The sequence below is a fragment of the Chitinophaga sp. CF118 genome (genome assembly GCF_900112615.1).
Classification (GTDB): Bacteria; Bacteroidota; Bacteroidia; order Chitinophagales; family Chitinophagaceae; genus Chitinophaga.
Genome location: NZ_FOMK01000005.1, coordinates 1 through 21,120, shown reverse-complemented (window position 1 = coordinate 21,120; position 21,120 = coordinate 1). Strand labels below are relative to the sequence as shown.

Here is a 21,120-nt window from a genome sequence, read left to right as displayed (position 1 = left end):
CGGGAATGCCAACAGCAGGTAAAAGATGGGTAACCTGTAATCCTTATTCTACAACATTAATAGTTCTGTAGAAACTTTCTTCCAGGGAAATCAGGGTTTCGGTTCTTTCAATACCTTTTATTTTCTGCAACTCATCATGCAGGATCCTCCTTAACTGGGTTATATCTTTACAAATAATCTCGGCAAACATACTGTAGCTGCCCGTGGTATAGTTAAGCCGGACCATTTCCGGAATTTTACGCAGTTCTTTAGCCACCGTATCGTACATAGAGCTCTTTTCGAGATAAATACCAATAAAGGCAATTACATCATAGCCGATCATTTTCAGATCTACATGTAATTTTGTACCTTTAACGATACCCAGCTCTTGTAGCTTCTTCATTCTAACGTGGATCGTACCACCGGAAACGAAAAGTTTCTTCCCGAGGTCAGCGTAGGAGATTTCTGCATTATGCATCATTTCACTGATGATCTGCAAATCTAGTTTGTCAATATTCAAATTGTGGCTCATTTTTACAATTTGTTTTTGAATGTATTAAAACTACATGCAAATATTTGAAAAATTTCGAAATTTCAAAAATTTTTCTTGAAAAATTTGCAAAAAAATAGTTATGTCTTTAGATTTGCATCATAATAGTTGTTCAAAAGGCGCTTTTATCTAAAGGAAACGGCACTGAATAACATGTTCTTTAAAATTGTGGGGTGATGGAACTGGCAGACATGCCCTCTTGTCTCGAGGGTGGGGAGTTCAGGATAAACATAGCATAATGGGTTGACCACTAATCTTATTTGTGCTACGGCTAACTGCCTCGTGAAGGTTCGACTCCTTCCCCTACAGCTTAATGAACAGCCTGTAAGTTAATAACTTACAGGCTGTTTTGTTTATATATCTTTTCAATCCCTCCTATTCTCCCTCTTTTTTTACTGTTTAATGATCTGTTCAGAGTACTGATACTCTCTGGTAAATGCTATGTTGTACGTGAAAAGTATAGCTAAAGTGTATATGAAGCATATACATTGCATATCTCTATAAGTATGGTTTATTTATGCTTTATATATGCTTCACATATGCTTTATATATGCTTTATCTCTCTGTATCTGAACATGGCAAAGACTTTCCACGGATTCATTTTTTCCGTTTTAAAGGTTTCCAGAGCTATAATGGAATACTTTTGCTTTTTTTCACCATCCACAGGAAATAAAGAAATAATTTACTTTTGCGCCAATGGGACATAAGAAATTAATACGATTCGCAGAGATTGAAACATTCCCGAATGTGCTCATCTACCCGGAAAACATGCCGGGACAATGGCCTGCATTCTTTAAAAACAACCATCCGCTTACGCTTGAACTGGCCTGCGGAAAGGGAGATTATACTGTAGGTCTTGCCCGCAGGTACCCTGAAAGAAACTTTCTTGGTGTAGACCTTAAAGGAAACCGTATATGGCGCGGAGCCAAAACGGCGCTGGACGAATCAATCAACAATGCTGCTTTTCTCCGTACACAGATAGATAAACTGAACAATTATTTTGCCCCGGGCGAAATAGCAGAGATCTGGATCACCTTCCCGGACCCCTTTCTGCGCAATTCAAAAGCAAAAAAAAGGCTTACACACCCTAAGTTTCTGCAATTATACCAGCCATTACTGGCACCTGGAGGAACTATCAACCTGAAAACGGACTCACCGGAACTGTATGAATTCACAAAAGAAGTGATCGAGGCTAGTGGTTGTACGCTGATAGAAAACATTCCGGATGTATATGCACTCACTGAAATACCACCCCTGCTACAGATAAAAACCTATTATGAAGGTATGCACCTGGAAGACGGACGTACCATCAGGTTTCTTAAATTTGCACTGCCAGGAACCCCGCTGGACTGGCGTACAATAAAATTACCATCTGATGAAGCAACCGTTGGTGGAGGGGATTGACTTCTATTATAATGAAGACGGATATGTGGTACTGACAGAAGTTTATCACCTTAAACGGGGCCATTGTTGCGGAAATGGCTGCAAACATTGTCCATACGCATATGAAAATGTACCAACACCCAAAAGAGAAGAACTCCTTGCCCGCCGGCAAAACAAAAAAGAGTAATGCAGCCAGGCAGCTCCCCAAAGGCAAGGTGATCACATATGGCGCTATTGCAGAAGCTGCCGGTATCATGCCCTTCCCGGGTGGTAGGCTGGGCAATGAACAGTGAGAAAATTACCGGAACAGGAAGGTATCAATGTAAAGGATGATAAAATATTAAATTTTAAAGACGTACTTTGGCTACCTGCCATTCCACGAAGTAAGACCACCAAAAAATAAGATAATATATGTCAGTACTAAAACTAAAGCTGGATCAGGATCAGTTGCTGGAAGATTTCTTTGAGTCTACATTCCTCATAGGCATTGTTTCTTCTGCTCGTGATTACCAGCTATGCTGGCAGATAAATAATCATATGCATTATAATTTCCGGGTTAATAATTCCCTGGAAATAAATTTGTCCAAACACCAGAGGGCCTTCTATTTCAGTGTATTTGAATATGAAGAACCTACCAAATCTGTAGCACATTACTTTTATAACAATCATTGTAAAGCAGAATTTCTGCTTCCGGAATTAAAGAATATAGATTATCTCTGGCTCATAAAAGGGGACTATTATCAGCAACAGGACGTAAAAACATTAATAGATCAATTGCGCCATGTAGAGCTGGTGCAATTAGTATCTTTATTGGATATCAAAGACATCAAGAATAAGATGAACCTCATCTTCTAAAGTGGGCCCGCGCTCAATCTTCCTCACCGAATCACGCTCATGAACAGTAACTTTTGTTTCATGTATAAATTCTTTTGTTATGTGGCAAGAAAAAAACAACCAATTACAACGCACTTTTGAGTTTATAGATTTTAAAGACGCATTTGCATTTATGACTAAAGTTGCGATGGTGGCAGAAAAAATGGATCATCATCCTTATTGGGTAAATGTTTACAATAAGGTGGAAATATATTTAAATACACATGATGCCGGTAATCAGGTCACTGAAAAAGATCATAAACTGGCAAGGGCAATAGATAGTTTGTTATAAAATTTTTATTCGTAAACAGTGATTCGTATCTACATACTATTACTGTTGTTTTGTTACTCCGTCAATATTTTTGGGGCAATACCGGCAAAAGATACATTAAGGGCAGATTTTGATAATCTTCCCTCCAGTATTGATTTACACCCGTATTTAATGAGCCTTGAAGATAAAGGAGGACATCTAACATTACAACAGGTATTATCATCATCATTTACCTACAACAGCCAACTTTTTCATACTCAGAAAAAGAACAACGGGAGAGTACATAACTGCTGGATGAAGCTGCATGTGCAAAATACCGGTACAAAAGATTCCATACTTACGCTTTTTGCGGGATGGCATGATTACATGTACTGGTATGCACAGGATGCCACCGGCAACTATCAGCTACTTATGGAAACCGGCCTTATGCTGGATAACAATAATGTGGAAAGATGGGAACACTACGGCTTTAAAGTGAAAGTCCTTCCGGGACAATCACGCAGCTTCCTGCTTCATATCACCAATAAATTCTATAACGAAAATCCACTGATGCCCGTATTATATAATGCACTGCAATACGGGCAATTCCGCAACAGCCAACTGGAATACTTCCGCAAAGAAACAGTGCTGATTCAGGTATTGCTTGGTATGTTGCTGGTATGTCTCTCCATTGCTATCATCAATTATATCCAATTACCGGATCGCTCCTACCTCTATTTTGCAGCCTATATGCTGGGGTTGATCCTGTTCTTTGCCCTCAGACTGGAAAGCAAACCCTACCAGCTATCTATATTTTATCGCTGGCCCATGCTTAAATATTACTGGGACATTCCGGCACTGCTGTTCTGCTTTTATCTCATATATCTCTCCTTTGGGAGTGCATATCTGAATTTACAGGAGCGGTATCCCTTCATGGACAAGCTATTTACCACAGTGGCTACTTTCATAGGCGGGATCATCATCGTCTGCTTTTACTGTATTGCCCGGGAACAATACCAGGTACCCGGTATGATTTACAGTTATGTATATCTTGCTACTTTGCTTCCGTTGCTGGCAGTATTTACAGCTCTGGCAAAACGTTCCCGCCACCATCCGCTGGTACGCTTTTTCCTCTTCGGCTCACTCTGTTTTTACATGGCCTGCCTTGGCTCCTTCCTGATGCTAATACGCCCTCTGGGCCTCATTAGCGCATTAGGAGAAATATCTGCCCCTTCACTGCTGGTTATATTGGGCGTATTACTGCAATCCATGTTCTTTCTTGCAGGACTGAGCTACCGGAATAAACTGGTACACCACGAAAGGACCCGCACCCAGGAGCTGCTTATAAAACAACTAAACAAAAACAAAGAACTACAGCATACATTGAATGAACAACTGGAAGAACTGGTAAAAGAACAGACCACGGAAATTCTGCGTAAAAAACAGGAACTGGACGAACAACGTAAAATACAGCTGGAAACCGAATATGATAAAAAACTGACGGAGATTGAACTGAAAGCCATCCGTGCGCAGATTAATCCTCACTTTATCTTTAATTGTCTTAATTCCATTCAGCTCTTCGTGATGCAACGGGATTTTGAATATGCACAGAAATACCTGTCAGATTTCTCTTATCTCATCCGCAAAACGCTGGACTTCTCCCGCCGCAACTTCATTTCCTTATCGGACGAAATTGCTTATCTCAGCACTTACCTGGGACTGGAAAAAATGCGTTTCGAGAATAAAATGGAATACGAAATAATTATAGATCCAGCTATTGCCACTGCTGAACTGGAAATCCCTGCAATGCTGCTACAACCTTATGTAGAAAATGCTGTAAAATACGGGATGACCAATACAGACCATCCTATCGGCAAACTGCTGATCCGTTTTAACCAGATAGAATCCGATATGCTGGAATGCCTGGTAGATGATAATGGAATAGGGATCAAGCGCTCCAAAACAATGCGTACTCTACCCAAACATCATCAGTCTTCCGGGATGGAAATCAGTTCCAACAGAGCAGAACTGCTCAATAAGATGTACAATACGGGGATTCATATAAACATCATAGATAAATCAGAAAATAATACTGGGGAAAGTGGTACTATTGTGAGGATTCTTATCCCCCAACTTTAAAGCGCCACCCCTACTCACTTTATATATGATAAAGGCCGTTATTATAGATGATGAACGCAACAGCAGGGATATCATTGCCCTGATGCTGGAGAAATATTGTCCGGAAGTACAGATAGCAGCAACTGCCAGCGACTGTGCGGATGGCATTGCCACCATCAAACAACATCAGCCCCAATTAGTTTTTCTTGATCTTGAAATGCCGGATGGAACAGGGTTCGATGTGTTAATGGGCACACAGGAAGAAACACCTTTTGAAGCTGTGTTTGTAACTGCTTTTGAAAAGAAATTCCTCCATACTATCCGTTTTAGTGAGGTAGAAATTATCCTGAAACCGATAGACAGGGAAAGCCTTACTTCTGCCGTTCATATCATTAAAACCCGCATCCAGACGCAGGCCAGTAAGAATCGCTATAAAGTATTGCTCAATAATTTCATCAATGGACTTAGTGTTTCCCTGAATATACTGGTACCATTGGTAAATGGAGAAGATTGCACTGTTCCTGTAAACGAGATCACTTACCTGGAAGCCGGTATAGAGAAATGTATCATTAATCTCGCAGATGGACAGCAGTTTCAAGCGGAAAGATCCTTCCGTTATTATGCAGACCTTTTTAGCTCATTACGTTTTTACCAGGTAAATAACCTGCAGATGGTACAGTTGTCGCAGATCAGCCAAATCATTCCCAATACAAATAAGCTGTTGTTAAAGAATGGGGAGAAACTGGAAATAGCGGAAAGGAGGAAGAAAGATTTAATAGCCAACTGGAAACAATACAAATAAAAAAACCGGCTTAGCCGGTTTTTTTATTTCTTTATCCATTCATCGAAATAAGGAATTCTTCATTATTCTTTGTGCCTCTCATGTGTTGCAACATAAAATGCATGGATTCTTCTGTATTCATATCTGCCAGGTGATTCCTGAGGATATGTAAACGTTTCAGAATATCTTTTTCAAGTAACAGATCATCACGACGGGTAGAAGAAGCTGACACATCGATAGCCGGGAATACACGTCTGTTGGCCAGTTTACGGTCAAGCTGTAATTCCATGTTACCGGTACCCTTGAACTCTTCAAAGATCACCTCATCCATTTTAGAACCGGTATCGATCAATGCAGTAGCAAGGATAGTGAGGGAACCACCGTTTTCAATTTTACGGGCAGCACCAAAGAATTGTTTTGGTTTCTGCATCGCATTAGCTTCCACACCACCACTCAATACTTTGCCGGATGCAGGAGCCACGGTATTATGCGCACGGGCAAGACGGGTAATGGAATCCAGCAGGATTACTACGTCATGACCGCATTCTACCAGGCGTTTTGCTTTCTGTAAAGCGATGGCAGATACTTTCACGTGTTTTTCTGCAGGTTCATCAAAGGTAGAAGCAATTACTTCGGCCTTTACACTACGCTCCATATCTGTTACCTCTTCCGGACGTTCATCTATCAGCACTACCATCAGGTATACTTCCGGATGGTTGGTAGCAATAGCATTAGCCACTTCTTTCAGCAACATGGTTTTACCAACCTTGGGCTGTGCTACTATCAATCCGCGCTGGCCTTTACCTATAGGGGTAAACATATCCATGATACGGGTAGAATAGTTATTGGAAGTTGTGGTTAATCTTAATTTCTCGAAGGGAAATAACGGTGTTAGATAATCAAAAGGCACACGGTCGCGAACTTCTTCCGGTGATTTATTATTGATTGTTTCTACTTTCAGCAGGGCAAAATATTTTTCCCCTTCTTTTGGAGGTCTTACGGAACCTTTAACAGTATCACCTGTTTTAAGGCCGAATAACTTGATCTGGGAAGGAGAAACATAAATATCGTCTGGGGAACTCAAATAGTTATAATCGGAGGAGCGCAGGAAACCGTAACCATCCGGCATCATTTCCAATACGCCTTCACTTATAATAATACCGTCAAATTCTATATTGAATGCTGGTTCTTTCTTCTGGAAACGCTGTTTCTGTACAGCTATAACAGGTTCTTCAAGTTCTGGCATCACAAAATCATCATCATCCTCTTCTTCCTCGTCGTCATCGTCCTGTGAAGGTAAAGATGTAATTACTTCTTCCTCTTCGTCGTTTTCATCTTCTGTGAACTGAGGAATGATCTCATCATCGTCATCATCAAATGTTAAAGAAGGAATGCTATCAAGATCTATATCGAATTCTTTTTTCTTTGCTTTAGGCTGTTCCTGCACTTTTTTCTCTTCCTGCTCTTCTTCCTTTGTTTTCACTCCGGCAGCTGGTTTTCTGCCACGTTTAGGTTTTTCGTCTGATGACGCGGCTTCTGCTACTGCTGCTGCTTCTTCCTTCGCTGATTTCCGTTTACGTGTCTTTTTTTCTTCTCCGTTGGCCGGGTTACTTTCTGAGGCCATTACTGCCTGCTTGTCGAGAATTTTGTAGATAAGATCCTGTTTGCTCAATTTTTTGGCGTTTGGCACATCCAGTTTCTCTGCAATATCAAGCAGCTCAGGAACGAGCATGTCGTTCAATTGTAAGATGTCGTACATCATCGTGTGTTGTCAAATTTTAGAAGTGTTGTGAGGTGGGTACCACTACATACCAACATACACCAATTACAAATAATTGTTTTTTGAGTCCAATAAATTTAATCTGGTTATTAAATCTGATAGGGAATGTTGAGTTTAGGACTGCTGATGAAGATGGAAATTAAAACTTAATCAGGCAGATTGTAACGCAAGATTAAAACAAGTTTCGCTATTATCCAAAAAAAAAGCACGCCCCCAGCCAGTTCTGCCCTAGTCCATAATAGCTATCATCTCCAATCCCATCGCATAAAACAGCCTCCCATAGCATCTTTCGGGTTCTCATCCCAAATCATACATCAACATTCCTGCCAATCAGGTGTTTGCAACCCGGTATTATTTAACATTTTCTTTAGAGCACGTCCTGCGTCTCCCATCGTTTTAATCCCTATGCAGTTTCCTCTATATCACTTAAATTTGCAGTCCAAAATTGAAACAGTTATGAGCCAAAGGGTGAAAGTCAGGCAAATATTGCTGGACGAAAACACAAACTATGATGTAGTAGTAAAAGGTTGGATCCGGTCTTTCCGCAACAACCAGTTTATAGCCCTGAACGATGGCTCTACTAATAATAACCTGCAAATTGTACTGGAACCGGGCTCTGTAACACCCGAAGTGCTGAAACGACTCACCACCGGCGCCGCTATCAGCGTGAGAGGTACCGTAATCCCTTCTCTGGGTAAAGGTCAGCGCGTAGAAGTAAAAGCGGTGGAACTTGAAATACTGGGAGACTGTGATCCGGAGAAATATCCGCTGCAGCTGAAAAACCGCCCCAGCCTGGAGTATCTGCGCGAAATAGCACATCTTCGCTTCCGTACCAACACCTTCGGTGCCATCTTCCGCATACGCCACACACTGGCCTTTGCCGTACATAAATTCTTTAATGAAAGAGGATTTGTATACCTCCATACTCCTATTATTACAGCTTCTGATGCAGAAGGTGCCGGCGAAATGTTCCGTGTAAGCACACTGGACCCTAAAAATCCGCCACTGACTGAAAACGGTGAAATAGACTATAAAGAAGACTTCTTTGGCAAAGCCACCAACCTTACCGTTTCCGGGCAACTGGAAGGAGAACTGGGAGCTATGGCATTTGGCGATGTTTATACTTTCGGCCCTACCTTCAGAGCGGAAAACTCCAATACAGCCCGCCACCTGGCTGAATTCTGGATGATTGAACCTGAAATGGCCTTCTACGATCTGGAAGATAATATGAACCTGGCTGAAGCCTTTATCAAATCCGTAATAGGTTATGCGCTGGAAAACAACCGGGAAGATCTCGAATTCCTCGCACAACGCCTGGAAGAAGAAGACAAACAGAAACCTCAGCAGGAACGCAGCGAATTAGGCCTGATCCAGAAACTGGAATTTGTACTGAATAATGAATTCATGCGCCTTACCTACACAGAGGCTATTGATATTCTGAAGAACAGCAAACCAAACAAAAGCAAGAAATTCGATTATATTATTGAAGAATGGGGTGCAGACCTCCAGAGTGAACACGAACGTTACCTTGTAGAAAAACATTTCAAAAAACCAGTCATTCTAACAGATTATCCCAAAGCGATCAAAGCCTTCTATATGAAGCAGAACGATGACGGAAAAACCGTACGCGCAATGGATATTCTCTTCCCTGGTATCGGTGAAATTGTAGGCGGCTCCCAGAGAGAAGAAAACTACGATAAACTGGTAACCCGTATGGAAGAAATGCACCTGCCTGTAAATGAAATGAGCTGGTACCTGGATACCCGCCGCTATGGCGCTTGTCCACATGCCGGTTTTGGTCTTGGATTTGAAAGACTGGTACTCTTCGTAACAGGAATGGGCAACATCCGCGATGTAATTCCTTTCCCACGCACACCAAAGAGCGCAGAATTCTAGAATCAAACCTGATTATATTATGGCTCCCCATAAGACTCCTCCGGGAACTTATGGGGAGTTTCGTTTATAGTGACTAACATATAAGAACCTCCCTTTTATGGAATAATTCTCCCCCTGCATCTATACTATTGAAAGCGCTTTCATTTCACTATCCATATTTCGTATATTTTAAACAGTTAGTTATGGCTGAAATGAATACCGGCACACAAAGTGGCCACAGGGGCGGCATCCGCTCTAAAAAGTTAAGTACCCGCGTAGATATGACACCTATGGTAGATCTGGGTTTTCTGCTCATTACCTTCTTTATGCTCACTACCACCTTATCACAGCCTAAAACAATGGATCTGATCATGCCTCGTAATGATGGCGATGCCTCCTCACTGGCTGATAGTAAAGCATTGACCATCCTTATCGGTGCTCATGATAAGATCACCTATTATGCCGGTATGGGCAACGATCTGCAACATCCTCCAAAGATCCTTCACACCAGTTATGCGAACACAAACGGCATTCGCGATGTGATCCTCTCAAAACGAAGCGAAGTATTTAAACGCTTTGGTAAAAATGACCTGATGGTACTTATCAAAGCAGACAATTCCGCTAATTACAAAAATATAGTGGACATCATGGATGAAATGCTGATCAATGATGTGGCCAGATATGCTATGGTGGATATTACGCCAGAAGAAAAGGCTTTCCTCAAATAAGATTTTCTTCTTTTTAATCTACCTTAGTAAAGTAAAACCTTTTACTATGGCAATAACTCATTCCATTCCAGTTGTGGACCTTGCCGCCTTTACCTCAGGCGACGCCACCAGCAAAGCTGCCTTTGTGCAGGCGCTGGGAAAAGCTTACGAAGAAGTAGGTTTTGTAGCGGTAAAAAATCATGGTATTCCGGATGAACTGATCGCAGATCTTTACAAGTATGTACAACTTTTCTTTACATTACCATCCGATGTAAAACGTACATATGAATTGCCTGAACTGGCCGGCCAGCGCGGATATACATCTTTTGGTAAAGAACATGCCAAAGGCTTTGATGCGCCTGACCTTAAAGAATTCTTCCAGTTTGGACAAACAGTTGAAGACAACGATCCTGTTAGTAGCGAATACCCGGATAATCTTGTAGTGAAAGAGATACCGCCATTCACGCCTACTTTCTTTAATGCCTACAAGGCTTTTGAAAAGTCAGGAACCTCCCTGCTACAGGCTATTGCATTATATCTGGGATTAGATGAGCATTTTTTTGATCCACAGGTACATAATGGTAATTCAATATTGAGAGCGATCCATTATCCGCCTATTACAAAGGAACCTGCTTCTGCCATTCGTGCGGAACAGCATGAAGATATTAACCTGATAACCTTGCTGGTAGGCGCTTCTGCAGATGGGTTGCAAATCCTGGATAAACAAAATAACTGGGTGCCAGTTACCTCCCTTCCGGAACAGATAGTGGTGAATGTAGGAGATATGTTGCAGCGCTTAACGAATAACCGGTTAAAATCCACTACCCATCGTGTAGTAAATCCTCCCCGCGAAATGTGGAATACCAGCCGTTATTCAATTCCGTTCTTCCTGCATCCGAGATCGGTTATGCCACTTGATTGCCTTGAGAGCTGTATCTCAGATACAAATCCCAAAGAATATGCGCCTATCACTGCCGGCGAATACCTTGACGAAAGGCTGAGGGAAATAGGACTAAAGAAATAACAAATGGGTTCCTGGTGGATGATAATTACATCAGGAGCCCATTCATTATAACCTTGTGGCCTAATTACTTATCAGTAAAGGCGATTTATCATCCTTCAGTTTTGCTGTATTTCCTGTAAATAAACTGCCAAAGTATTCCTTCATAGCGTCCGTCATCCTGTAGTCATTCTGGGGAAAGTTGAGAAAATAGCTATGTTGTCGCTCTCCCTGTCCGTGAAAATTAACATACGTCGCATTGGCAGCCCGCTGTCTTCTCACCTTTTCGCCCAGCTGGGCCTTGAAAGTAAGGATGTGTGCAGCTTTCAGTTGCCAGTCGGTCCGGTTATAATGTATATACACCTTACTGGCAAACTGAATATGTTCCACCCATTCTTTATGTTTTTTCTGTGGCACACAGGCCGCATTTATTACCAGGTTATCAATGAATGGCTGGCTGTTTAAATCCTGATAGGGCTGATGTTGCATCATTTCCATGAGGATAATGTTACCCATACTATGGTAAAAGGTAGAGATTTTTACATCCTGTACCCAGTCTTCTTTATCCAGGCGTGCCTTCTGTAAAGTTTTTAATAACTGGAAATAATCAGGAGCCGATAACCGGGCATTTTTCTTTGCAAAGTTGAAGTTCCTGGTAGGCTTGTAGGTAGTATTAATACTGGAATAATCGAACATTACTACGTTTACATGATACTGTGACCGCATCAGCAAGGCCCTTTCTACATTGGTAGTAAAGATCTTACCCATTCCTTCGGTATATACCACAATGTCTCTTTTTTCTGGTAACAGGAGCATGGCCTCCTTTAAGCTGGATGCCTGGTAAACATTCCATTTACCGGCACGTTTTCGTAAAAAGAAATATTTAAGACCAGTAGTATCCACATATTCATCCACAAAACGTAGATTATCCGGATGAAGGTGACGGTTACTTACAAATACCAGGCAGGTATCCGTAACAGAGGCTTCCACACAGGAGGTCTGCAGGCAGAAGTTAGACCAGTAAGCGTCACTATTGTAAAAAGATAACTGTGCATAAGCAACTGAAGATAAAGCCAGAAGCAGTAGAATCAATAATCTCTTCATATATTTTATAGTTTTGGAGTAATTCAGGCCGGAGGGGTCGCTTACACACGGCTTGCTGTATAAAACAATAATTACAAGTATTATGCCCGTATATTTGTTTTTTTATGAATGGAACAAAATCAAGCTGTTAGCATTCTAATACTTTGCTATCTTTAATTTTTTATTGAAATTCGGGCACCGAATAATCTCTCATCTGTGTTTCTACGTCATATTCCTTTTTTGAAAGCAGTCTTTATGCACAGCATAACGGCATATGGAGGCCCTCAGGGCCACCTGGCCATGATGTTGAAAACGTTTGTGCATCAGCGCAGGGATATAACGGAGCAGGAACTGATGGAATACAATGCCTTCTGCCAGTTGCTCCCCGGGGCATCCTCTTCCCAAACACTAACGCTGATTGGGTATAAACGTGGTGGTGTGCCGCTGGCTGTTGTTACACTGCTTATATGGATTTCACCTGCCTGCCTGTTAATGGGTTCATTAAGCTTCCTGTTACAATACTTTGATCAGAAAGCATTAAACACCGATATCTTTAAATACGTTCAACCTATGGCGGTAGGTTTCCTGGTATACGGCAGTATCCGCGCTTACCGCATCAGTGTACGCAGCAAGGCCACTACCGCAATTATGGTGGTAGCCCTCCTAGCAGCGTTTTTCCTGAAATCGCCCTGGACTTTCCCCGCATTGATCATATTGGGGGGAATTGTATCCAACTTCAGCGACAAGCGTATCCCGAATATTGCAGATAAGCCAAAAAAAATCCAGTGGACCAATATCTGGCTGTTTGCCCTGTTGTTTATACTCGCGGGTGTATTTTCTGAGGTAGCCCGTACTAATGACTGGATTACCCGTCGTCCCTTTAACCTGTTTGAGAACTTTTACCGTTTCGGTAGTCTCGTATTTGGAGGAGGAGATATTCTGATTGCAATGATGCTGGAACAATATGTAACCCGTGCAAAATCGCAGTTCATGAGTGCAGAAGAACTGCTTACCGGAGCAGGTATAATGAGAGCAATGCCCGGTCCAACATTTTCTATTACAGCTTATGCCGGAGGTATGGTAATGCGTAACCTGGGCACCGGCTATCAATTTCTGGGCTGCATACTGGCACCAATAGCCATTTTCTTACCCAGTCTGTTGCTGGTCTTATTCTTCTTCCCGATATGGCATAATCTGAAAAAATATGTAATCATTTATCGTGCATTGGAAGGAATCAATGCTGCTGTAGTAGGTGTTATGTGGGCAGCCACCATAATGCTCTTTATGGCAATACCTACCACATGGTACAATATTCTGATCATGTTGTCCACACTCACAGTACTCTGGTTCACGCGGCTGCCCTCTCCTTTTATTGTACTGGCCTGTCTTTTATTAGGCTGGCTGATTTAACATCAGCTACCGGGGTTTGTTGTTTTCTGGTTTCTCTTAAATACCATTGAGCTAATTAAAGAAGCCAGCACTCCCAATACAAATGGGACGAACAATACATTCCCCAATAATGAGATCCAGAAATTGGAGTCTTCTACTTTATCAGATACCAGCAGGTGAAATGCAATGGAGAATAATGAAATGATCACTACTGCCCATAAGGTAGTTCTGAATCCCATACTGAATAAAGCCAGCGCAGATGTTTTTTCATGATGCTGACTGTTATAATGAATAACAGAGAACAACACTCCCAGGAAAACCAGCAACGCAGCGAAGTAGCCTGTCCACAGGTTATCTGCAGTTTTCGTTACATTGAAAATTATGTTGAATACAATTGACATAACGGCAATGACAATACCATATCTTGGTGCGAGATTAACCATGCGATGAGCTGTTTCCATAACTTTCCGGTTTAAGACTAACAATACTTTATAGTGTGTAAAACGATTAAGATGCCCGTTTTTTATTGCCTCCCAGACTTGCTTTCAACTGACTGAAAAGGTCTGTGCTCTTGGTATGTGCTACTGTTAATTTCTTTACTGTACGACGCTTGCCGGAGGCCTTTGCTTTGATGATTTTCATCAGTTCCGCTGTATACTCATCTTTGAATGCAGTAATATCAAACTCAGTAGAATATTGTTCTACCAGTTGTGCTGCCATATCCAGTTCCTGTTTACTGATCTTTATGCCAGAGGGTAATGTAAGATCTTTAGGAGAGCGTATCTCCTGTTCAAACCGTAATTGATGCAATAGTAAATAATTATCCCGCGGACGAATCACAACAAGATGTTCACTTGTACGAAGAACAAAACGCCCAAGGCCTGCTTTCCCCGTTTTCTGCAATGTTTTCAGCAATAATTCATATGCTTTTTCACCCGCCTTTTGTGGTTCAATGTAGTAAGGAGATTCGAAATAGATATTATCTATCTCCGCCACTTTCACAAAGGATTCTATTGTGATAATTTTGTTTTTTTTCGGACTGGCTTCCTCAAAATCTTCGTCCTGCAGAATCACATATTCATCATTGTATAAATATCCTTTCACAATCTGTTCCCAGGGAACTTCTTTTCCCGTATCCTCATTTACCCGCTGAAATCTGATATGTGCATGATTTTTCTTATCAAGCATATCAAGGTCCAGTCTGCTGTCCTGCGAAGCACTGTATAGCTTTATGGGAATATTTACCAGACCGAATCCTATTGTTCCTGACCAAACTGCTCTCATAATAGTAGGATTTAATAATCAGTTGAATCCAAACTATATGCCATGGCATGGCTTTTGGACTTACGCTCTTACAAAAAACCTTCTTTTTATGGAAAAGCCAGGTGAAATGACAACCCTAAGCAGGGTATTAGAAAAATTGCATCTAAAAGGCCTTGATCACGAATTAAAAATGAGTGACCACGGCAGGATGCAGAATACTGAAAAGCAAAAGATTTACAATCCTGATGAGTTGAAAATTATTAAAACCTACCGGTTTGAAGGAGAGTCCGATCCGGGCGACATGTCCATATTATATCTCATGGAAGATAAAGATGGAGAAATAGGCTATGTCCTGGATGCCTATGGTATGTACAGCACCCATGAAGAGGCAGGATTTGATGAATTTATCCAGAAAATACCGGTAGAAGACAGAGAGGATCAGTTGATCTTTGCGTAATTAAATTATTATAATAGGCGGTGGCAATTTCTCCTGCCACCGCCTATTTATATTTACTCCTTTTGATTCTCAATCATGCTGTAATTCCCCAGTTTGTCCGCCACACCACTAACCGTACTGAACTGTAGAGGGGTATTTCAAAAAGAAGGCCTCATACACTTTTAAAATGCAGAGGCCCGGGGGTTCTCATAAGTAGTAATATTATTCTGCAGAAGCCTCTTCATTTACAGAAGACTCTGCTATCATTGTAAGCAGATTATCAGCTTCTTTTTCTTCGCTTAAACTCTCTGCCAAAAAATCTGCGGCTTCGGTATGTCCCATAACATTTGCGAGTGTACGCAGACTCCCATAAGCAGCAATTTGGTAATGTGCTATCTTCTGGGAACAGATGATAATAGCTACATCCCTTACAGCAGAATCTTCGTCTGTATCATCCACTACTTCCTGGCTTTCTGTGATCAATCCGGCCATTGCTTCACATTTCTTGGTTTTAGGTTCCTGGTCAATGCTTTCAAATACCTGCTCCAGTCTTGTAATCTGTTCTCTTGTAACTTCCTGGTGATCGCTGATTGCCTTTGTCAGTTCGTCAGATGTAGCAGCCTTTTGCATTTTACCTAATGTTTTTACCAGTGCTTTCGCAGCCCAGTAAATGTCTTTAAGTTCATCCACAAATAGTTTATGGAACCTGGAGTTGGGCATATCCTGTTTTTTACTGCCGGGCTTAGCCCTGGAAGCAGAACGGGTAACAACTACAGTATTCTTTGCAGCCACACTTTTTGGACTACCGTTTTGTTTGGTGGCTGTACCGTTTGTTCCGGTTTTTGCCTGGATTTTAGTCGCCATTTTTATTTGGAGTTTATAATTGGTAAATAATTTATTTATTCAAGAGATCAGGAGATCTTTCCTGTACATCTTCCCGGTCCTGTTCTGCTATCAGTGCATCATTCTCTGCATTGCTCTGTTTACCTGCTTTAGGATTCGGTGGTGTACGGTGGATATCATGATCCGGCACTTCGTTCGGTATCGGAGGTGGCGGGCCCTGCGGTGAAGGCGGAGGTGTTATTTCCGGCCCTGGATTTGGCGGTTGTTCTCTCACAGGAACCCCGATAGGTTCGGGCTTCCCTCCCGGTTTATCTCCCGCAGACATATTATAATATTGCATGATTATTCTTTTTGTGTGAGTAAACAAATCTTCTGTTTTGCTGCTATTTAGATCTGTATCATTCAGCATTCCCGTAATTGAAAAAACAAAGTTCATTCCAGCAAACAATCAGTAAGAATAAGGGCTAAGTATATTTCTCTGCAAACAACCTACAGTATGGGATCTGATCAATTAATAATTCACGTTTAGGACTATATGAAAACATGCAGCGATCACGACCTTTACGTGCTTTCATTGTGTAGAAATTGTTGCATACTTCATCAGTTATTCCCCACATATTCCAAGAGAAACAATTAATAATTTATGCTGATTATTAATAATATAGTAAATTCGAATGCTCAGTTATATACATAATAGTTCAGCCAAATGCACATTCCAGTACAGAAAAAAGTAAGGTTCGGCTTCTTTATAGCATGCACAGTTGTAATCGCCGCATCTATATGTTCCTACCTTGTCACAAAAAATCTGCTAGATAATGCCAAATGGCTGAATCATACTATTGAAGTTTCTAAAAGGCTTGAAGTGATAACCCGGCAGCTGAAAGATGCGGAAGCTGCCATTCGTGGTTATAATATCACAAAAGACGCCTCTTTCCTGCAACCAGATATGCAGCAACGCAGTATTAAAATTGCCGAAGAATATCTGATACTACGGCGGATAACTGCTGATAATCCACAACAGCAATTACACCTGGACACTCTTAAATTATTGCTTGATAATAAGTACCGGCAGCTAATGGAAGGAGAACAGCCCAAAACTTCACTCCAGAGGGATACCTCTGCAGTACAGCAGGGAGAGAAATCAATGTCTAAAATAGACCGGAAAGTGCAGGACATGATGCTGATAGAGGAAGCTCATTTGCATGAGAAATCCGAACTGTACAAATTCTTTTCTGCCATCTGGGTACCTGTAATATTCATTTCTTCGCTGGTGGCTATTCTTATCGGGATTTATTCCTATGTTACACTCACCAGGGAATTCCGTTTACAATTACATATAGAAACCCGGTTAAAATCTTACCAGCGCAATCTGCAGCAGAATATTATCCTGCTGAATAAATCGAACGAAGAACTGGAACAATTCGCCTATGTAGCTTCTCATGACCTGCAGGAGCCATTACGAAAAATATCCACTTTCAGTGATCGCCTCCAGATGAAATACGGAGAACAACTCCCGCCGGAAGCCAGCGAAATGATAAACCGGATGGTTGGTGCAGTATCCAGGATGCGGGTACTTATCAACGACCTTCTTCTTTTTTCCCGGGCAGGACGTATTACACCGGAAAGTATTACCAAAGTAGATATGAGCAGTCTGCTACAGGAAGTGACCAGTGATCTCGAAGTTAGTTTGCAGGAGCATAATGCCAGCATAACAGCTGGCCCCCTCCCGGTTATAGAAGGCAGTGCCACTTCCTTTCATCAACTTTTTCAGAACATGCTGGCCAATGCTATCAAATTTGCCCACCCCGACCGCCAGTTGGTGATTAATATTACCAACCAGGTATTGAAAGGAAAAGAAATTGATCTCATTATAGAAGAAAACCGGGCAGAAGACACTTTTTGCCGCATTTATATAGAAGATAATGGAATCGGGTTTGACCCAGTTCATGCTGAACGCATCTTCCAGCTGTTTCAAAGACTCCATGGCATGAGCGAATATTCGGGAACCGGAATAGGGCTTGCTATCTGCAAAAAGATAGTAGACAGTCATCATGGGCAGATCATGGCTTACGGCTACCCGGGTAAGGGGGCAACTTTTGTAGTTATACTACCTCTCATTCAAACCCATCAAAATGATTCCAATTAAAACTGCCGAAAAGATTAGCATCCTTATTGCAGATGATGATGCAGATGACAGGGAGCTAATTAAGGCAGCTTTTGATCAAAACAGTACACAGCACAACATCAGCTTTGTGGAAAACGGCGAAGAACTGTTGCATTACCTCAAACGCAACGGTCATTATGCGGATGAAACGCTACACCCGTTTCCACAGATTATCCTGCTGGATTTGAATATGCCTAAAAAAGACGGACGGGAAGCCTTACGCGAACTGAAAACCGACCTGATTCTAAAAAGTATTCCTGTTATTGTATTTACCACTTCAATGGAAGAAAAAGATGTTGTAAATAGCTATGAGCTGGGAGTAAACAGCTTTATCATTAAACCGGTTACTTATTCCGGACTGGTTGAATTTACCCGGATAGTGGGAAAATACTGGTTTGAAATTGCAGAACTGCCAAATGTATTAATGAAATGACGGATTTACCTGTTCACATCCTGATGATTGACGATGATGAGGATGATTTTTACCTGGTGAGCCAATTATTACAGGATATTTCACCAGGACAATATCTGCTCGACTGGGCTCCCACCTATTCAAAAGCACTGGAGGAAATAGACAGGAAAAAACATGATGTTTATCTCGTAGATTATCGCCTGGGACCCTATACGGGGATTGATATATTGCATCACTTCCAGCAATTACAATTTAATGCACCGGTAATTATGCTTACCGGTAAAGGTGATTATACTATAGATAAAGAGGCCATGCAGGCTGGAGCCTCCGATTACCTTGTAAAAGGAGAGATCAGCGCAGACCTGCTGGAACGTTCTATACGTTATGCACTGGACGAAGCACACCATCTACGTGTAATTGAAGAGAAAGAAAAGAAATACTTCAGCGTATTCGAAAAAGCACATGATCTCATCATCCTCGCAGACTGCCATAAGAATATAATAGATGCCAATCCTTCGGCTATCAGAACACTGCAGTATAGTAAAGAAGAGATCCTTCAGCTGAATCTGAAACAACTTTTTTTCTATGAAGAGCAAAGCAAATACTTCTTCGATCATATTTGCGGAGAAGATTCCAGCCTTCAAAAAGAATATAACTTCCTAACCAAAGAAGGCAAAAAGCTGGATGTATTGGTAAGTGCTGTAACATTGGATGAAGCAGAACAGGTGTTCCTTTGTGTGGTACAGGATATTACAGAAAGAAAGCGGGAGGAACTGGAAAAACAGCAACAGCAAAAGTTTGTAATCACCGGCCGTATAGCCCGTGTAATTGCACATGAGGTAAGAAATCCCCTGACGAACATCCTCCTGGCGGTAAGCCAGTTTAAAGGAGAACCAGTAAGTGTGGAAGAAAGTCAGGTATACGTTGATATCATTGAACGGAACTGTACCCGTATCAATCAGCTGATTACGGAACTACTGCATTCTACCCGGATGATAGAATTAAATATTCGTCCTCACGGTATCAACGAATTAACAGAAAAAGCATTGGTACTTGCTCAGGATCGTTTGCAGCTGAATGAGATAAAAGTTCAGAAGGAGTATATGAAACCAGATGTAATGGTTCCTGCAGATGATGAGAAAATTGTTATTGCGCTTTTGAACATTATCATTAATGGCATAGAGGCTATGACACCATCCAAAGGCTTATTAACCATACATACAGAACGCCTGAAAGACAAAGCGATCATTATGATATCTGACAACGGTCCCGGTATTCCTGAAGAAACGAGAGCCCGTCTCTTTGATCCGTTCTTTACTAATAAACCCAAAGGAACCGGGCTGGGACTTACCAGTACACAGAACATCATTATGAATCATAAAGGGACAGTGCATGCAGAAAGTCAGCTTAATAACGGGAGTACATTTACAATTGTATTACCTGTAAGCTTATCTTAGTAACACATATTTTGAAAACTCCTGACAATACCCTGTTTGCACAAAGCTGGTACCGTCAGGAGTTTTTTATTCAATATTAGTTCAATGGATTTGTTCCCTTTTTATCTTTTCTGTTTATTGGTTCCATGCTTAATTTCTGATCTGTATTATCAATCGCTTCTTCTATAGAATGGGATTCTTTCATATTGATCCTCTTCTTGGTTTCTTCGGCCAGTTTGGAATAATAATTATGTAATACATCTAATTCTTCTTCAGATAAATCCTCTACTACAATCAGACGATTACTCGCAAATTTGTTCGCAGCAATCAGTTCATTCAATTTCAGTTGCACCGATTTAGAATCCTTGTTCTGCGATTTCTGGATTACAAATAGCATCAGAAAAGTAATAATAGTGGTACCGGTATTAATAACAAGCTGCCAGGTATCTGAATAATTGAATATCGGGCCTGTTATACCCCATGCAATGATAGTAAACAATGCTATTATAAACGCTAAAGGAGAACCAGTGACATGACTTACTTTACTTGAAAAATGTTCGAATATATTTACTTTTCTATGTTCCTCTTTATGGTTGTTCTGACCTTTTTCGGCTTGCATAACGTTATGTATTTTATACCATAGGGAATACAAATTATATACCGGCAAAGAAAACCGACTATCTGTTTAGATCATGGATTGCCAAATCGAGTAGGAAGTGAGGGATTATTTCCCTCACTGTCCTCTCACACCACCGTACGTGCCGTTCGGCATACGGCGGTTTGTTAGAATAATTTCAT

At 41.3% G+C, this 21,120-nt stretch carries 23 protein-coding genes; 15 read left to right on the top strand and 8 right to left on the bottom strand.

Features of this window, described 5'->3' with window-relative positions:
• Positions 1–43: 43 nt before the first annotated feature.
• Positions 44–511: an Lrp/AsnC ligand binding domain-containing protein gene (locus BM176_RS20280; RefSeq protein WP_012788686.1), complete on the bottom strand. Its 468-nt coding sequence runs from the start codon at positions 509–511 to the stop codon at positions 44–46.
• A 714-nt stretch (positions 512–1,225) separates the two neighbouring features.
• Here BM176_RS20280 and trmB point away from each other — a divergent pair.
• From trmB to BM176_RS20250, 7 genes are all read left to right on the top strand, one after another.
• Complete coding sequence (gene trmB, locus BM176_RS20275) at positions 1,226–1,933, top strand: tRNA (guanosine(46)-N7)-methyltransferase TrmB (RefSeq protein ID WP_090106167.1); 708 nt, start codon at positions 1,226–1,228, stop codon at positions 1,931–1,933.
• Positions 1,905–2,099 carry a DUF5522 domain-containing protein gene (locus BM176_RS20270; RefSeq protein WP_090106166.1) on the top strand — a complete coding sequence of 65 codons (195 nt, stop codon included), beginning with the start codon at positions 1,905–1,907 and terminating at the stop codon, positions 2,097–2,099. Before trmB ends, BM176_RS20270 begins: the two co-directional genes overlap by 29 nt.
• On the top strand, positions 2,035–2,205 hold the full coding sequence (locus BM176_RS32770; RefSeq protein WP_218162264.1) for an MGMT family protein: 171 nt from the start codon (positions 2,035–2,037) through the stop codon (positions 2,203–2,205). Before BM176_RS20270 ends, BM176_RS32770 begins: the two co-directional genes overlap by 65 nt.
• Positions 2,206–2,323: 118 nt before the next feature.
• A complete protein-coding gene (locus tag BM176_RS20265; protein WP_090106165.1) occupies positions 2,324–2,767 on the top strand; it encodes an IPExxxVDY family protein in 444 nt (147 codons plus the stop codon).
• Positions 2,768–2,846: 79 nt separating this feature from the next.
• Positions 2,847–3,077 carry a 4a-hydroxytetrahydrobiopterin dehydratase gene (locus tag BM176_RS20260; protein WP_090106164.1) on the top strand — a complete coding sequence of 77 codons (231 nt, stop codon included), beginning with the start codon at positions 2,847–2,849 and terminating at the stop codon, positions 3,075–3,077.
• Positions 3,078–3,227: 150 nt separating this feature from the next.
• Positions 3,228–5,174 (top strand): histidine kinase, encoded by a 1,947-nt coding sequence (locus BM176_RS20255; protein ID WP_090106163.1) that lies wholly within the window; start codon positions 3,228–3,230, stop codon positions 5,172–5,174.
• Positions 5,175–5,199: 25 nt separating this feature from the next.
• Positions 5,200–5,955 carry a LytR/AlgR family response regulator transcription factor gene (locus BM176_RS20250; protein WP_090106162.1) on the top strand — a complete coding sequence of 252 codons (756 nt, stop codon included), beginning with the start codon at positions 5,200–5,202 and terminating at the stop codon, positions 5,953–5,955.
• A 31-nt stretch (positions 5,956–5,986) separates the two neighbouring features.
• Here BM176_RS20250 and rho read toward each other — a convergent pair whose 3' ends face one another.
• The gene (gene rho / locus BM176_RS20245; protein ID WP_369823748.1) at positions 5,987–7,666 is read right to left on the bottom strand and encodes a transcription termination factor Rho; all 1,680 of its coding nucleotides are present in this window, start codon (positions 7,664–7,666) and stop codon (positions 5,987–5,989) included.
• A gap of 504 nt (positions 7,667–8,170) precedes the next feature.
• On the opposite strand from rho, the gene asnS reads away from it, so the two are divergent.
• The 3 genes from asnS to BM176_RS20230 all read left to right on the top strand — a co-directional run bounded on the left by asnS (position 8,171) and on the right by BM176_RS20230 (position 11,320).
• The gene (gene asnS / locus BM176_RS20240; RefSeq protein WP_090106160.1) at positions 8,171–9,610 is read left to right on the top strand and encodes an asparagine--tRNA ligase; all 1,440 of its coding nucleotides are present in this window, start codon (positions 8,171–8,173) and stop codon (positions 9,608–9,610) included.
• Between the two features lie 182 nt (positions 9,611–9,792).
• Positions 9,793–10,317: an ExbD/TolR family protein gene (locus BM176_RS20235; RefSeq protein WP_090106159.1), complete on the top strand. Its 525-nt coding sequence runs from the start codon at positions 9,793–9,795 to the stop codon at positions 10,315–10,317.
• Between the two features lie 46 nt (positions 10,318–10,363).
• A complete protein-coding gene (locus tag BM176_RS20230; RefSeq protein ID WP_090106158.1) occupies positions 10,364–11,320 on the top strand; it encodes an isopenicillin N synthase family dioxygenase in 957 nt (318 codons plus the stop codon).
• A 60-nt stretch (positions 11,321–11,380) separates the two neighbouring features.
• On the opposite strand, the gene BM176_RS20225 is transcribed toward BM176_RS20230, so the two are convergent.
• Positions 11,381–12,400, bottom strand: a complete 1,020-nt coding sequence (locus tag BM176_RS20225) for an alpha/beta hydrolase (protein WP_090106157.1) — start codon at positions 12,398–12,400, stop codon at positions 11,381–11,383.
• A gap of 234 nt (positions 12,401–12,634) precedes the next feature.
• Between BM176_RS20225 and chrA the strand changes: the two genes are divergently transcribed.
• The gene (gene chrA / locus BM176_RS20220) at positions 12,635–13,789 is read left to right on the top strand and encodes a chromate efflux transporter (RefSeq protein ID WP_255373552.1); all 1,155 of its coding nucleotides are present in this window, start codon (positions 12,635–12,637) and stop codon (positions 13,787–13,789) included.
• 2 nt (positions 13,790–13,791) lie between these two features.
• On the opposite strand, the gene BM176_RS20215 is transcribed toward chrA, so the two are convergent.
• A complete protein-coding gene (locus BM176_RS20215) occupies positions 13,792–14,229 on the bottom strand; it encodes a hypothetical protein (protein ID WP_143097868.1) in 438 nt (145 codons plus the stop codon).
• A 46-nt stretch (positions 14,230–14,275) separates the two neighbouring features.
• Positions 14,276–15,052: a non-homologous end joining protein Ku gene (locus BM176_RS20210; RefSeq protein ID WP_090106154.1), complete on the bottom strand. Its 777-nt coding sequence runs from the start codon at positions 15,050–15,052 to the stop codon at positions 14,276–14,278.
• 88 nt (positions 15,053–15,140) lie between these two features.
• On the opposite strand from BM176_RS20210, the gene BM176_RS20205 reads away from it, so the two are divergent.
• Positions 15,141–15,488, top strand: coding sequence for a hypothetical protein (locus tag BM176_RS20205; protein WP_090106511.1), 348 nt, complete (start codon positions 15,141–15,143; stop codon positions 15,486–15,488).
• A gap of 201 nt (positions 15,489–15,689) precedes the next feature.
• Here the strand turns inward: BM176_RS20205 and BM176_RS20200 are convergent, their stop codons facing one another.
• Positions 15,690–16,331, bottom strand: coding sequence for a YciE/YciF ferroxidase family protein (locus BM176_RS20200; RefSeq protein ID WP_090106153.1), 642 nt, complete (start codon positions 16,329–16,331; stop codon positions 15,690–15,692).
• Positions 16,332–16,362: 31 nt separating this feature from the next.
• On the bottom strand, positions 16,363–16,650 hold the full coding sequence (locus BM176_RS20195) for a hypothetical protein (RefSeq protein ID WP_143097867.1): 288 nt from the start codon (positions 16,648–16,650) through the stop codon (positions 16,363–16,365).
• Positions 16,651–17,016: 366 nt separating this feature from the next.
• Here BM176_RS20195 and BM176_RS20190 point away from each other — a divergent pair, with 366 nt between their 5' ends.
• The 3 genes from BM176_RS20190 to BM176_RS20180 are packed head-to-tail and all read left to right on the top strand — an operon-like array spanning position 17,017 to position 20,343.
• Entirely contained in the window at positions 17,017–18,456 is a 1,440-nt protein-coding gene (locus BM176_RS20190; protein ID WP_090106151.1) for a sensor histidine kinase, read from the top strand.
• Positions 18,443–18,907 carry a response regulator gene (locus BM176_RS20185; protein WP_090106150.1) on the top strand — a complete coding sequence of 155 codons (465 nt, stop codon included), beginning with the start codon at positions 18,443–18,445 and terminating at the stop codon, positions 18,905–18,907. Before BM176_RS20190 ends, BM176_RS20185 begins: the two co-directional genes overlap by 14 nt.
• A complete protein-coding gene (locus tag BM176_RS20180; protein ID WP_090106149.1) occupies positions 18,904–20,343 on the top strand; it encodes a hybrid sensor histidine kinase/response regulator in 1,440 nt (479 codons plus the stop codon). Before BM176_RS20185 ends, BM176_RS20180 begins: the two co-directional genes overlap by 4 nt.
• Positions 20,344–20,419: 76 nt before the next feature.
• Here BM176_RS20180 and BM176_RS20175 read toward each other — a convergent pair whose 3' ends face one another.
• Complete coding sequence (locus BM176_RS20175) at positions 20,420–20,941, bottom strand: low affinity iron permease family protein (protein WP_090106148.1); 522 nt, start codon at positions 20,939–20,941, stop codon at positions 20,420–20,422.
• Positions 20,942–21,120 lie beyond the last annotated feature (179 nt).

Bases quoted from the DNA above. Each gene is read 5' to 3' on its own strand.
- BM176_RS20190 (WP_090106151.1), top strand. From the start codon at position 17,017: ATGCACATTCCAGTACAGAAAAAAGTAAGGTTCGGCTTCTTTATAGCA.
- BM176_RS20280 (WP_012788686.1), bottom strand. From the start codon at position 511: ATGAGCCACAATTTGAATATTGACAAACTAGATTTGCAGATCATCAGT.
- BM176_RS20180 (WP_090106149.1), top strand. From the start codon at position 18,904: ATGACGGATTTACCTGTTCACATCCTGATGATTGACGATGATGAGGAT.
- BM176_RS20260 (WP_090106164.1), top strand. From the start codon at position 2,847: ATGTGGCAAGAAAAAAACAACCAATTACAACGCACTTTTGAGTTTATA.
- rho (WP_369823748.1), bottom strand. From the start codon at position 7,666: ATGCTCGTTCCTGAGCTGCTTGATATTGCAGAGAAACTGGATGTGCCA.
- BM176_RS20270 (WP_090106166.1), top strand. From the start codon at position 1,905: ATGAAGCAACCGTTGGTGGAGGGGATTGACTTCTATTATAATGAAGAC.
- BM176_RS20215 (WP_143097868.1), bottom strand. From the start codon at position 14,229: ATGGAAACAGCTCATCGCATGGTTAATCTCGCACCAAGATATGGTATT.
- BM176_RS20255 (WP_090106163.1), top strand. From the start codon at position 3,228: ATGAGCCTTGAAGATAAAGGAGGACATCTAACATTACAACAGGTATTA.
- chrA (WP_255373552.1), top strand. From the start codon at position 12,635: ATGCACAGCATAACGGCATATGGAGGCCCTCAGGGCCACCTGGCCATG.
- BM176_RS20200 (WP_090106153.1), bottom strand. From the start codon at position 16,331: ATGGCGACTAAAATCCAGGCAAAAACCGGAACAAACGGTACAGCCACC.
- BM176_RS32770 (WP_218162264.1), top strand. From the start codon at position 2,035: ATGAAAATGTACCAACACCCAAAAGAGAAGAACTCCTTGCCCGCCGGC.
- trmB (WP_090106167.1), top strand. From the start codon at position 1,226: ATGGGACATAAGAAATTAATACGATTCGCAGAGATTGAAACATTCCCG.
- BM176_RS20235 (WP_090106159.1), top strand. From the start codon at position 9,793: ATGGCTGAAATGAATACCGGCACACAAAGTGGCCACAGGGGCGGCATC.
- BM176_RS20210 (WP_090106154.1), bottom strand. From the start codon at position 15,052: ATGAGAGCAGTTTGGTCAGGAACAATAGGATTCGGTCTGGTAAATATT.
- BM176_RS20185 (WP_090106150.1), top strand. From the start codon at position 18,443: ATGATTCCAATTAAAACTGCCGAAAAGATTAGCATCCTTATTGCAGAT.
- BM176_RS20225 (WP_090106157.1), bottom strand. From the start codon at position 12,400: ATGAAGAGATTATTGATTCTACTGCTTCTGGCTTTATCTTCAGTTGCT.
- BM176_RS20250 (WP_090106162.1), top strand. From the start codon at position 5,200: ATGATAAAGGCCGTTATTATAGATGATGAACGCAACAGCAGGGATATC.
- asnS (WP_090106160.1), top strand. From the start codon at position 8,171: ATGAGCCAAAGGGTGAAAGTCAGGCAAATATTGCTGGACGAAAACACA.
- BM176_RS20230 (WP_090106158.1), top strand. From the start codon at position 10,364: ATGGCAATAACTCATTCCATTCCAGTTGTGGACCTTGCCGCCTTTACC.
- BM176_RS20265 (WP_090106165.1), top strand. From the start codon at position 2,324: ATGTCAGTACTAAAACTAAAGCTGGATCAGGATCAGTTGCTGGAAGAT.
- BM176_RS20195 (WP_143097867.1), bottom strand. From the start codon at position 16,650: ATGCAATATTATAATATGTCTGCGGGAGATAAACCGGGAGGGAAGCCC.
- BM176_RS20205 (WP_090106511.1), top strand. From the start codon at position 15,141: ATGGAAAAGCCAGGTGAAATGACAACCCTAAGCAGGGTATTAGAAAAA.
- BM176_RS20175 (WP_090106148.1), bottom strand. From the start codon at position 20,941: ATGCAAGCCGAAAAAGGTCAGAACAACCATAAAGAGGAACATAGAAAA.